Genomic DNA, 12,580 nt, shown 5'->3' on the forward strand with positions numbered 1-12,580 from the left:
GCAACGAGCGGACACTGAGGATTGCAAAGCAATGGCCTCGAAGTGTCAAGCGAAGCAATTACGGATGATGGAACAGAATTAGTTGGCCAAGGAACGGTGCAGATTGTCTCGATGAAATAGGAGGTTCGTTTATAGTCTTGACAAAATGGGATTTGTAATATTTTTCAATCATCTAGTATCTAATACTACCTCCTGCATTCGCTATAGCCTTGATGAAGATGCGACGTATAAAGCTATTGTGGTTAAAAAGTGACTTGTACTGAATGAAGTCGAAGTAAGCGTACTAGCTCTATTATCTATAATATATTCCCTGATTTTGCACTCAGATACTGTGTTAGATTATACTTAGGTTTATTTATCCATTTGCTATAAGATGTAAACTTTGAAGAGATCAATCTAAAGGTTATATGGAACCCCTCACGGTCAAGAAATACCAAATTCTCGTACTTTTTCTGAATGTTTTTTGGTCGACCTTAGCGTAAATCAAAAAACACATTCATTTATTTGATGTGTATTAGGTACTTATTTTTTATTATTCATCTAAAATTACAATCGGATATGTGACCTCTACTAGATCAAGAAATGTTAAAATTTATTGACGTTAAAATTATGGAGGTAGTTTTCAATCTAAAGATTAACATTGAATTAGAAAAATAAATCAATAATAACAACCATTTAAAGTGTTGGGGTACTTTTAAAATACCCAGGGAATAGAACTAATTTGAACTACTTCATATATGATATGACCCTGTAGGGGTCACATACTTCTAACCGCAAATACAGAATAAACACATTGACCCTGTAGGGGTCACATAAAATTTAATCCTCGCACACTTCTAACTCACAGTATAAACTGGGTGTAAAAAAATACTAAAATTACGAGAAAAAATATTGAAATTTTCATTTTTTTCGATGATCTAGAGTCTAACAACTATCCTCGCGTTAGCGATTGCAGCGGATATCCTTTTTATTAGGGTAGAACTTTTCAAAATGGGCGCTGAGGACGTCGCGCAAAGCTGTCTCATCGAATCATGTTTAACTTGCGACGTGGACTCGAAGTGCCGCTGATGGACGAATAAAAAGATTAGAGCGGAAAGCGCGGCGCCGTCACAACTCATTGAGCGATCCCGATTTCTATCGGGACGAAATGAGTGGGGCGGGGAACGCCCAAATAATTTACAATGTCATTAGCAAAAAGTACTGATCTTGCAAGAGTGGGAATCCAAACTTGTGAGATCTAGCACTAAAAACTAACAATATTTACTCTTGTAACTAACGTCTAGCAGCGTAGCGATCTAGCATCTATAAGTGAAACGATCTAACATCTGATCAAGCCATCGTATGGAAAACTTGTTGAACATCGTCTTCGTCTTCTAATCTTTCAATCAATTTATTCACTTCTTCTTCCTCTTCTTCAGTAAGTGTTTTGGTCTCTAAAGGAACACGTTCTAAATTTGCTTCCTTAATTTCAACTCCCTTTTCCTCTAAAGCGGATTGGATATTTCCGAAATCTGTGAATTGACCGTATATAATAATTTCGTTTTCTTCTTCGTCTTTATCAATCTCCTCAGCTCCATGATCAATCATTTCGAATTCGAACTCTTCTAAATTGATTCCTTCTGCGTCAATTTTGAACATACATTTACGCTCAAATGCAAAATCAAGCGATCCAGTTGTACCTAATGTTCCATCACATTTATTAAAACATGCGCGAACATTGGCTACCGTTCTTGTTGAATTATCTGTTAATGTTTCAACCAAAATTGCAATACCGAATTGAGCGTAGCCTTCATAAACGCGTTCTTCCCAATCTTCAGTGTTTTTACCGGATGCTTTTTTTATGGCACGTTCAACATTATCCTTCGGCATATTAGCAGCCTTAGCATTTTGAATGATTACACGAAGCCTTGAATTGGTGTCAGGACTTGGTCCACCGTCTTTCACAGCTTTCGCAATTTCTCTACCAATTTTTGTAAACGTTTTAGACATTTGTCCCCAACGTTTCATTTTTCTCGCTTTTCTAAATTCAAATGCTCTTCCCATAATCTTTACTAACTTTTATCAAATATACTAAGTTTCTTTTTTTTATAAAATAGCGCATCCCCGTTTTTTTAACAGGTATTAAGCTATCGCGTCGGCAATCTCGTTTTTAATTACATCTAGTTCTGCAATTAAGTTTTGACTATTAACTGTTCGTGCCGGTAACATTATAAAGCTGGTTTTTATCCCCAATCGTTTTAAAAATTTACCGTTATTGTCTATTAACCCCGTATTCTTTATTCCTATTGGAACTACTTTAATTGTGGGGATTATATTTAAAATGGCGTCAATGCCACCTGCTTTAAAAGTTTTTACGATACCATCTCTACTTCTAGTTCCTTCAGGAAACATACAAATAGAGAATTTTTTATCTTTAATGAAGTGTGCAAATTTTTCAATTTTTGCAACTGCTTCTTCTGGTTTATTTCTGTCTATAGCAACCGATCCTCCTCGTTGCAAATTGATTGATATGCTAGGAATGTGTTTAGCTAGACTTGCTTTAGCAATAAACTTTGGTCTGTTTTTTCTTAATTTCCAAATTAAGGGCGGAATGTCCCACATGCTTTGATGGTTGCTGATAAATAAATAAGGTTCGCTTGTCGGTAGATTTATAAAACCTTTAAAGCGGGTTCTTGTTCCCAAAATATTGGTGCATCGCATCAAACAAAAATTCAAAATGGCGACACTTTTATCATGTGCTCGATGACTAATACGTAAAGCGATCAATTGAACGATATGAAATACAACCAAAGTCAAACCGAAGAACAAGAAAAAAAGTGGTGTCAATATAACTGATAGTACTTTTTTCATATTGCTAATTTAGCGATTTATTGCTATCGTAACGATTCAATCATTTCGTGAACGGTGTCAATCCAGATAGGAGAATCGTTTAAACTTTCTACCAAATGAATTTTTTCACCACCATGCTCTTCAAATATTTCTTGATATTCATCGCCTATTTCAATGGTAGTTTCTAAACAATCGGCGATAAAAGCTGCAGAAAAAACAAGTAGATTCTTCTTACCTTGAATAGCCAGGTCTTTTACAACCTGATCAGAATAGGGTTGCAGCCAAGGCGTTTTTCCTAATCGTGATTGAAAAGATACGGTATAATCTTTCTCAGTCAAGCCTAATTTATCAGCGATTAATCGTGTAGTTTGATAACAAGCATTCCGATAACATAAATCTTGATTCGGTTTATAGGACTTATCACAGTCACAATTCGTACATTCTAATTCTGGATGTACTTTTGTAATTTGTCTTTCTGGTAAACCATGATAACTAAATACGACATGGTCCATTTTAGAAATATCATGTTTTTTAGCAGATGCTACAAACCCATTAATATAACCTGGGTGATCAAAAAATGATGACTGAACTTTTAAAGTTGGAATAGTCCACCATTTGTGAATGATCGATAAAGCTTTTTCAATTGCAGATCCGGTTGACGAACTTGCATATTGAGGAAAGAGGGGGAGTATAATAATCTCATCATAACCGACCTTTTCCATTTTTGCTAAAACTGAATTCAATGAAGGGTTTTGATACCGCATTGCAAATTCAACCGTAACGTTTTGATTGTGATATTTAGCCTGGATCAATTCTTTTAGCTTTTCACCATAGGTGAGTAATGGCGAGTTATTGTCCCAATGTTTCCAAAGTTCTTTATAAATCTTAGCTGACTTAGGAGCGCGAAATGGAACAATAATACCGTTTACCAATAAGGCTCTACCTACTTTAGAAATGTCTATTACACGTGGATCATTTAAAAATTCAGTTAAATACTTCCGAACATCTTTCGTAGAAGGACTATCTGGAGTTCCTAAATTAATTAATAGTACACCTGTATTTTTAGTTTTTTCAATCATCAATGCTTAAAAATAAAAAAATCAAGAGTCAGACAATATATATGTAAGACTCTTGATTCGTTTTATTAAAATATTATTTAAATATGGATTGGTCTACTTTCTGTAGCATCCATTGCTGCTTCTTTTAATGCTTCAGTATAAGTAGGGTGTGGATGACAAATTCTAGCGATGTCTTCAGCTGAAGCTCTAAACTCCATTGCTGTAACAGCTTCCATAATCATATCTGCAGCACGTGCAGAAATCATATGTACACCTAAAACCTCGTCGGTCTCAGCATCAGCCAATACTTTGACTAAGCCCATAATGTCCCCACTTGCTCTTGCTCTACCTAAAGCTTTAACTGGGAAAGAACCTGTTTTATATTTTACACCTGCAGCAATTAACTCTTCTTCAGTTTTACCAACTGCAGCCACTTCAGGCCATGTATAAACAACACCAGGAATTAAGTTATAATCAATATGTGGTTTTTGTCCAGCCAATATCTCAGCAACAAATGTTCCTTCTTCTTCAGCTTTGTGCGCTAACATTGCTCCTTTAATCACATCACCGATGGCATATATATTGTCAACATTTGTTTTTAAATGTGCATCTACATCAATCATTCCACGCTCGCCCATCTTTACACCAGCATTCTCTAGACCTAATCCTTCAGTATAAGGTTTTCTTCCAACCGCTACTAAACAATAATCACCTTCAAAAACAACCTCTTCGTTTTTCTTGTTTAAAGCTGTTACTTTAACACCTTTTCCAGTGTTTTCAACTTTTTGTACTTTATGGTTTAAGTTGAATTTGAATCCTTCTTTCTTTAAAACTTTGGTTAATTCTTTACCCATTGTTTTATCCATAGTAGGAATAATGCTGTCAGCAAATTCAATTACATTTACATTAGCACCTAATCTAGCATGTACACTTCCTAATTCTAAACCAATAACACCACCACCAATAACAATTAAGTTTTTAGCAACTGTGTCTAGGTTTAACATTTCAGTTGAAGTAATAATTCTATCCTTATCTGGTTCCATTCCTGGAAAGAAATTCGGTTTAGAACCTGTTGCAATGATCGCATTCTTTGTTTCCAAAGTTGTTTCTGTACCATCAGCAGCAGTAACTTTGATATTGTTTTTATCAATGAAACTACCCATACCTGTATGAACATCAATTTTATTTTTGTCCATTAAGTATTGAATTCCGTCACAAGTTTGTTTTACAACATCCGCTTTACGTTGAATCATTTGCGCCATATTTATTTTAGGGCTATTGATTTCAATTCCGTGTTTTGCAAAGTTTTTACTTGCATTATGAAAATGTTCAGAAGAATCTAATAAAGCCTTCGAAGGAATACAACCAACATTCAGACAAGTACCTCCAAGTGTACTATACTTTTCTATTATTGCTGTTTTTAGTCCTAGTTGCGCACATCTAATCGCCGCGACATATCCTCCAGGTCCTGATCCAATTACTACAACATCATATTTCATAATTCTAATTTATTTTCATTATTATAATTAGGTAAAGTTTGCTATTCAGCTAACGTCGCTAATTTTTCTGTTAATATTTGTATTTTACTTAATGCATCTGATTCTTTTTTACGTTCACTTGCAACCACTGCTTCAGGTGCATTGTTAACGAATCTTTCGTTGCTTAACTTTTTGCGAACGATATTTAAAGAACCTTCGGCATAAACCAATTCTTCTTCTAATTTCTTACGTTCAGCATCTAAATCAATATCATCACCAAAAGGAATAAAGAATTCACTGTTTTGAGCGATGAATGAATATGCATTTGGAATTTTTTCAGTCGTATATGCTAACTGAGATAAATTCCCCATCTTAATTAAAACAGCATCAAATGTACTATCATGTTCGCCATTGTTCTTTATAGATAAATCTAAATTAACTTTATTGGCGATATTATTCTGCTTACGGATATTACGAATACCTGTAATTATTTCAGCTGCTGCATCAAATTGTTTTAAGATCTTCTCATCATGACCTTTTACTTCTGGCCATTTACTGATGATAATATCTTCACCTTCGTTACGTTCTCTCAACCAATGCCAAATCTCTTCAGTAATAAACGGCGTGAACGGGTGAACAATTTTTAATAATTTCTCAAAGAATTGAATTGTTGATTCTAATGTCTTTGTATCGATTGGTTGCTGATAACCCGGTTTGATCATCTCTAAATACCAAGAACAGAAATCATCCCAAATTAATTTATAGGTCGCCATCAATGCATCAGAGATTCTGAATTTGTCAAAATGATCATTGATTGTCACCAATGTACTATTCAATCTACTTTCAAACCATTCAATTGCTATTACGTTGGCTTCGGGCTGAGGAATGTCTTTGTATTGCCATTGATTCACCAATCTAAAGGCGTTCCAAATTTTATTACTAAAGTTTCTACCTTGCTCACATTGCGAACTATCAAAAGGCAAATCATTTCCTGCTGGTGATGAGATTAAGATTCCTAAACGAACGCCGTCCGCACCATATTCATTAATCAATTCGATTGGATCAGGAGAATTGCCTAAAGATTTAGACATCTTTCTACCCAGTTTATCACGAACGATTCCTGTATAATAAACATTCTTAAATGGAATTTCTCCCATATATTCAAATCCCGCAATAATCATTCGTGCTACCCAGAAGAACATAATCTCTGGAGCGGTCACCAAATCATTGGTAGGATAATAGTATTTTATTTCGTCATTCCCTTTATCAGTTAAACCATTAAATACTGAAATTGGCCATAACCAAGAAGAGAACCATGTATCCAATACATCTTCGTCTTGTCTTAAGTCTTCAGCAGCAATAGTCTTTCCAGTTTTTTCACTGGCTTTAACCATCGCTTCCTCAATAGTCTTGGCAACAACATATTCTTCTGTTCCTTTGCCATAATACCAAGCTGGAATTTGATGTCCCCACCACAATTGTCTAGAAATACACCAATCTTTGATGTTCTCCATCCAGTGACGGTAGGTGTTTTTCTGATTGTCTGGATAGAATTTAATCTCCCCATTCATTACAGTATCTAAAGCGGGCTTTGACAATTGTTTCATGTCAACAAACCACTGAAGTGATAATTTAGGTTCAATTACAGCATCTGTTCTTTCAGAATAACCTACCTTATTAATATGGTCTTCAACTTTTACTAAGTAACCCAATTCATCAAGTTCATTGGCAATCTCTTTACGAACAACAAACCTATCCTTCCCTTCGTAATGAAGTCCAAGTTTATTCATTGTACCGTCATCATTTAGGATGTCGATTGACTCTAAATCGTGTTTCTTACCTAAATTATAATCGTTTTCATCATGCGCTGGTGTTACTTTTAAGCAACCAGTACCGAATTCCACTTCAACATATTCGTCTTGAATAATTGGAACAGAACGATTAGAAATTGGAACGATGGCACGTTTACCATGTAAATGCGTAAAACGAATATCATTAGGATTCACACAAATAGCTGAATCACCTAAAATTGTTTCCGGTCGAGTAGTGGCTATTGTTAACCATTCATCATCCGTTCCTTCAATTTTATATCTAACGTGATATAATTTCGAATTTACCTCTTTATGTAAAACCTCTTCATCAGAAAGTGCTGTTTGCGCAGCAGGATCCCAATTGATCATTCTTACACCTCGGTAAATTTTTCCTTTCTCATATAAATCTAAAAATGTATCGATAACACTTTCAGAATAATCAGGGTTCATTGTAAAGTCTGTACGTTCCCAATCACATGAAGCTCCTAATTTTTTTAGTTGCTCCAAAATAACGCCACCGTACTGATCTTTCCATGCCATTGCATGATCTAAGAATTCAGCCCGAGTTAAATCAGATTTTTTGATTCCTTCTTTACGTAGCTTTTGAACTACTTTTGCTTCCGTTGCAATTGAGGCATGATCAGTTCCAGGAACCCAACAAGCATTCTTACCTTGCATTCTTGCTCTACGGACCAATACATCTTGAATTGTATTGTTCAACATATGCCCCATATGCAAAACGCCAGTAACGTTTGGCGGTGGAATTACTATAGTATATGGTTCACGGTCGTCAGGCTCTGAATGAAAGTAATTTTGTTTCATCCAATGCGCATACCATTTGTCTTCTGCTTTATTTGGGTCGTATTGTTTAGGAATGTCCATTAAAATTCTCCTCTTATTAAATTTAGACAACAAATTTAACGAAAATGTATCGGATGCAGCTCAAATTCAATATGGAAAAACTGAGAAATTATGGCTAAATGGGAATCTTTTTGTTAAAAAGTGATTTCGTATTAAAATGATCCTCTAAAAATAGATAAAAACAATAAAGTGTCATTCTATTGTTAGGCTTTTAAAATATGGGGATAATGGAACTCCTAAAAAATTAAAACATCTATTATATGCTAATCGACTTGGTCAACTTGATGACGGAGATTAACAAACAACCTAAACGGTCAGTACTATTAATGGAAGCACAAAGAACCCCCCCCTTATTTATCTAACAGCGCAGCGATCTAGCATCTAGCATCTAACACCAGCTCCGCATAAAGCTACTGTGGCTGAGAAGCGCAGCGATCTAGCGTCTAAAATCTAACATCTATCAGTACATTAATCTTTTCTCTTTTAACTCAGTGTTCTTTTCAACTGTATCGCATCGTTCTTATAAAAACCACCTTCAAGAATGATACGATCTAATAATTCAAGAGCTGGCTCAATTTCGTTCAGTTGGACGAATGTTTTAGCTTGATACCATTGAGATTCCTCTTGAAATGCATCCCAATCTGATCCTATTACTTGATTAAAATAGGTTGAAGCTTCTTCATACTTTTTTAAGTTATAATAACTCAAGCCACCATAAAACAAAGCATTCAAATCTTTAGGGTATTGCTCCAATATTGTTAAGCATCGATTTAATGACTTTTTGTACGTGTTTTTAGAGAAGTAGTACATCGTTTTTTCGAGATATTCAATATAAGGTAGATCGACTTTCGTTTCTATGAGGTTAGCAGCATCCTCGATGTCGTTATTCTCTCTATCGGCTGATGTTCCGCCTAATTCGAAGCGGGTATATAGGATATTATTCTTAGTTCTTTTGATTTGTCGATAATCAACCACCAATAAATCATAAAGATATATGGTAGGTGTTTGCCATTTTGATTCTTTGTAAATAGGCTCGGGAACAGCTTTACCTGTCTTGTCTATAGGAATTACATCATCGACTTTAATATTTTTAGCTTCAGCTTTCTCTTTCGCTTGGTCAACTTTCGCTTTGGTATTGGTGACTAATTCTTTTTTTCTTATTTGTTGTTGTTCCGGAGCTGGCTGCATTGCCTTGATACTAGGAGAGAGTTTTTCAACTTCCTTTTGGTGTTTTATTACCGTTGGGTATACAACTATAGAATCATTACTGGCTAAGTCAGGTGTTACTGATCCTAAATCCGTGGTATTATTAATAATTAAAGTAGACACCATTAGTAATACAAGCACACCAATCCCCATGAATAAGGTTTTACTCGTTTGGCCTTTATTAGGATTGTTTTTATCGTAAAATCGATAAAAACTACCAGGATTTTCTTCAAAACCATCCATGGCATCAGCTAAGAAAGGATCCGTTAAAGCAGACTTTTCGAGCGCATTCTTTTCTTTAATAGAAAGTTTACCCTCGTAGTAATTCTTTAAAAGTTCGAGGTCTATATGTTCACTATTGTTCAAATTCACGATCCGATTCTAGTATTATTTTTAATTTTCTTTTCCCGTTTTGAATATGGCTTTTAATCTGCTTCAGCGATTGTTTAGTCTCTTTAGCGATAATGTCATAACTCATATTCTTCAAATAAAACAGTTCTATACTATTTCTTTGGTCAGGCTTTAATCGGGCAATTGCCTTTTCAAGTTTTGTATATTCTAATTCCTTTTGTAAAGCACGCTCCAATTTTGCTTCGGCATTATCTTCCGTATACAATAAAGCAACATCTATGCTTGCTGTGTCTTGTTTTTTCTTACGTAATAACATTAAACATTCGTTTTTGCTACAAGTATAAATCCAAGACTTAAAATGTTTAATCTCCGTTTTAACATTTTTATTTGGCAAGCCTTCAAAGATCTTCATCATTAAATCCTCACTATTGGCCTCATGCTGCAGATATTTCAGGCAAACCCCCATTACAAGGTGAGCATAACGTCTAAACAATTCCCCAAGCGCAGCTTTATCACCTTCAAAAAGTAATTTAGTCAACTCTTCATCCGAAGCGTTTTTTATATTTTTTCTAAACAATAAGTTAAATAGCATCGTTTACTTTTGCATATCAATTTATTGGCTTCACAGGTTAGTCCATGTAAAGATGCAATAAAGATTAAATTCCATAATTATTTCCAAAGAAAACGAACGACGATATCATGTTGTAACAAAATACGCTTGTCTACATTAAAGCCAAAGTCATGTTTTACATGTGCTGGTTGGTACATTATCTGGCTGACAATTTTATCATTGATACGGTAATCAATACCTAAGTTAATACCAAATCCCCAACCTGTTCCTCTTACAATCGATAATTGGTTGACTTGTGTGACTGAATGTTGGGAGTATAGCGGAAATGTCATGCCTTCAAATATTGCAACATGTTCGTCAATCCGCCAAACAGATACAATCCCACTTAAGCCAATAATAAATTTAGCTTTTTTACCATCTGCAACATAGTCTAAATTATAACGACCGTTAAAACGGCTCTCTTTTGCGAATAATTCACCAGTCTGGTACTGTTCTTGACTGGTTTGATTTCCTCCATCCAAAACTTCAACACTAAAAACGTTTCTATATTTCATTTGCGTTATATTAGCATCTATAGAAGTTTGTAAGTTCGGACTTATTTGATATCCCATATTAACACCAACCATAATTCCCGGTACATAATTCGAATTTAAAGGGTAAGCGTCGAATGGAACAAGAAAGTCTTTGCCACCCAATCGATCCTTCAAATTATTATAGTTCGTTGGATTATTAATTAAAGTTGCTTCAAGTTGAGTTACAGATGTTCCGTTGTACGAATACGCACCACTATACCTAGCAGCATGCTCTTTATTTGCTATTTTTGTTCCTACGTTAACGCCGAAAAAAAGTGACTTACCTTTATCGTCTTGACCATAAGAGGTGCAACAGATCAGGATTAACGTAATAATAAGCGTGTTTTTCATTTTAAAATTAATTTGATGATAAAAGTACAAAATATTGCAGTATTAACTTCGGGTGGAGATGCACCAGGTATGAATGCATGTATTAGGTCCGTTGTTCGAGCCGCAATCTATCACGGAATTGGGGCTTTTGGAGTACATGATGGCTTTAACGGTTTAATAAACAATAATATTGTCCCCTTATTATATGATGACGTTTCTAATATTCTTCAACGTGGAGGAACGATATTGGGGACTGCGCGAAGCAAAGATTTTAGAGCGAAGGAATTCAGAGAGGTAGCGCATCAGAATTTAAAGGATAGAAATATTGATGCTTTAATAGTAATAGGAGGAGATGGTAGCTTTAAAGGAATGAAAACCTTTTCAGAAGAATTCGACTTTCCGGTGATTGGCATTCCTGCTACTATTGATAATGATATTAATGGGACAGATTATGCGATAGGATTCGATACGGCCTTAAACAATATTATAGACGCTGTAGATAAGATTCGAGATACAGCAAGTTCACATCACCGCGTATTCTTAGTAGAGGTGATGGGGAATAATTCAGGTGTGCTTGCATTGCATGCGGCGGCGGCGAGTGGGGCAGAGGAAGTCTTTATTCCGGAGCGGCAAGAGGATCTTCTTGAATTCAAAGGTAAGATAGCAAGGGCGGTGAATGCGAAGAAGTCCAGTATTATTATTGTTTCGGAGGGAGATGGAATGGGAGGAGCCAAGGAGATTTACGCATATCTAAAGGCAGAAGGATTAGATACCAATATAAGAGTGTCTATATTAGGACATATACAGAGAGGAGGATCCCCAAGTTATTTAGATCGCCTTTATTCAGCCTTATTCGGTGAAGAGGCGATTGTTTGTTTATTAAAAGGGAAACGAAATTTAATGACCAGTTTAGTTGATGGGAAGGTTACTTCTGTAAATATTACGGAGAGCTTTACACGCAAAACGGATTTAAATATGGATTATCTGAAATTAATTAGAAAGTTAAGTATTTATTAATGAGGATCTAGAAGATAATCTGAAAATTAATTTAAAAATAACACAGAATTAATGCGGTTTAATGAAAATAAAGAATGTATCTTTGCGCCCTCGAAACAGGGAACGCCCGACACTCGAGATTGACAAATTAAGTGATGATTTTACTGCAAAGAATGCAGGTTTAAAAAAAGTTTGAAAATAATTCAAATAAAAATCGTCAGAGTAAAAAAAGGGATTACCTTTGCGCCTCTCAAAAGCAGAAACGACTGTTTGAAAAGAGATGACTTATTCGATTTGAGAAGATTTCAAAGGCTTCGAAAAAAGATTAAAAAAAGGTAATTGATTTTAAGGAAAAAATGAAAAGCTTTTGCTTTTGAATGCTTCTTAAATGAAAAACAACCTTGTTAAGAGTTAACTTGAAATAATGATAAAATTGACGCCTTATATATAGGTAAGAAATTAAATCAAAAAAAAAGTTAAAAAAGGTTTGCAAAACAAAAAAAGGTTTTACCTTTGC

General features: G+C 35.0%; 9 protein-coding genes. 1 reads left to right on the forward strand and 8 read right to left on the reverse strand.

Translation table 11 applies throughout. From position 1 onward, the window contains the following. Positions 1 to 1,329: 1,329 nt before the first annotated feature. From T367_RS0120785 to T367_RS0120820, 8 genes are all read right to left on the reverse strand, one after another. A complete protein-coding gene (locus tag T367_RS0120785; protein WP_027421546.1) occupies positions 1,330 to 2,043 on the reverse strand; it encodes a YebC/PmpR family DNA-binding transcriptional regulator in 714 nt (237 codons plus the stop codon). Between the two features lie 78 nt (positions 2,044 to 2,121). Then, positions 2,122 to 2,850, reverse strand: coding sequence for a lysophospholipid acyltransferase family protein (locus T367_RS0120790; protein ID WP_027421547.1), 729 nt, complete (start codon positions 2,848 to 2,850; stop codon positions 2,122 to 2,124). 23 nt (positions 2,851 to 2,873) lie between these two features. Beyond that, positions 2,874 to 3,908 carry a ferrochelatase gene (hemH, locus tag T367_RS0120795; protein WP_035847018.1) on the reverse strand — a complete coding sequence of 345 codons (1,035 nt, stop codon included), beginning with the start codon at positions 3,906 to 3,908 and terminating at the stop codon, positions 2,874 to 2,876. 77 nt (positions 3,909 to 3,985) lie between these two features. After that, a complete protein-coding gene (gene lpdA / locus T367_RS0120800; RefSeq protein WP_394331583.1) occupies positions 3,986 to 5,386 on the reverse strand; it encodes a dihydrolipoyl dehydrogenase in 1,401 nt (466 codons plus the stop codon). Positions 5,387 to 5,427: 41 nt separating this feature from the next. Then, complete coding sequence (locus T367_RS0120805) at positions 5,428 to 8,058, reverse strand: valine--tRNA ligase (RefSeq protein ID WP_027421550.1); 2,631 nt, start codon at positions 8,056 to 8,058, stop codon at positions 5,428 to 5,430. A 462-nt stretch (positions 8,059 to 8,520) separates the two neighbouring features. After that, a complete protein-coding gene (locus T367_RS0120810; RefSeq protein WP_027421551.1) occupies positions 8,521 to 9,615 on the reverse strand; it encodes a tetratricopeptide repeat protein in 1,095 nt (364 codons plus the stop codon). Beyond that, a complete protein-coding gene (locus T367_RS0120815) occupies positions 9,599 to 10,186 on the reverse strand; it encodes an RNA polymerase sigma factor (RefSeq protein ID WP_027421552.1) in 588 nt (195 codons plus the stop codon). Before T367_RS0120815 ends, T367_RS0120810 begins: the two co-directional genes overlap by 17 nt. Positions 10,187 to 10,263: 77 nt before the next feature. After that, the gene (locus T367_RS0120820) at positions 10,264 to 11,088 is read right to left on the reverse strand and encodes a hypothetical protein (RefSeq protein WP_027421553.1); all 825 of its coding nucleotides are present in this window, start codon (positions 11,086 to 11,088) and stop codon (positions 10,264 to 10,266) included. A 15-nt stretch (positions 11,089 to 11,103) separates the two neighbouring features. Between T367_RS0120820 and pfkA the strand changes: the two genes are divergently transcribed. Continuing rightward, positions 11,104 to 12,084: a 6-phosphofructokinase gene (gene pfkA / locus T367_RS0120825; protein WP_027421554.1), complete on the forward strand. Its 981-nt coding sequence runs from the start codon at positions 11,104 to 11,106 to the stop codon at positions 12,082 to 12,084. Positions 12,085 to 12,580 lie beyond the last annotated feature (496 nt).

This window comes from Crocinitomix catalasitica ATCC 23190 (genome assembly GCF_000621625.1).
GTDB classification, from domain to species: Bacteria; Bacteroidota; Bacteroidia; order Flavobacteriales_D; family Crocinitomicaceae; genus Crocinitomix; species Crocinitomix catalasitica.

Coding starts and splice junctions, on each gene's coding strand:
- T367_RS0120785 (WP_027421546.1), bottom strand. CDS start 2,043: ATGGGAAGAGCATTTGAATTTAGAAAAGCGAGAAAAATGAAACGTTGG.
- T367_RS0120790 (WP_027421547.1), bottom strand. CDS start 2,850: ATGAAAAAAGTACTATCAGTTATATTGACACCACTTTTTTTCTTGTTC.
- hemH (WP_035847018.1), bottom strand. CDS start 3,908: ATGATTGAAAAAACTAAAAATACAGGTGTACTATTAATTAATTTAGGA.
- lpdA (WP_394331583.1), bottom strand. CDS start 5,386: ATGAAATATGATGTTGTAGTAATTGGATCAGGACCTGGAGGATATGTC.
- T367_RS0120805 (WP_027421550.1), bottom strand. CDS start 8,058: ATGGACATTCCTAAACAATACGACCCAAATAAAGCAGAAGACAAATGG.
- T367_RS0120815 (WP_027421552.1), bottom strand. CDS start 10,186: ATGCTATTTAACTTATTGTTTAGAAAAAATATAAAAAACGCTTCGGAT.
- T367_RS0120820 (WP_027421553.1), bottom strand. CDS start 11,088: ATGAAAAACACGCTTATTATTACGTTAATCCTGATCTGTTGCACCTCT.
- pfkA (WP_027421554.1), top strand. CDS start 11,104: ATGATAAAAGTACAAAATATTGCAGTATTAACTTCGGGTGGAGATGCA.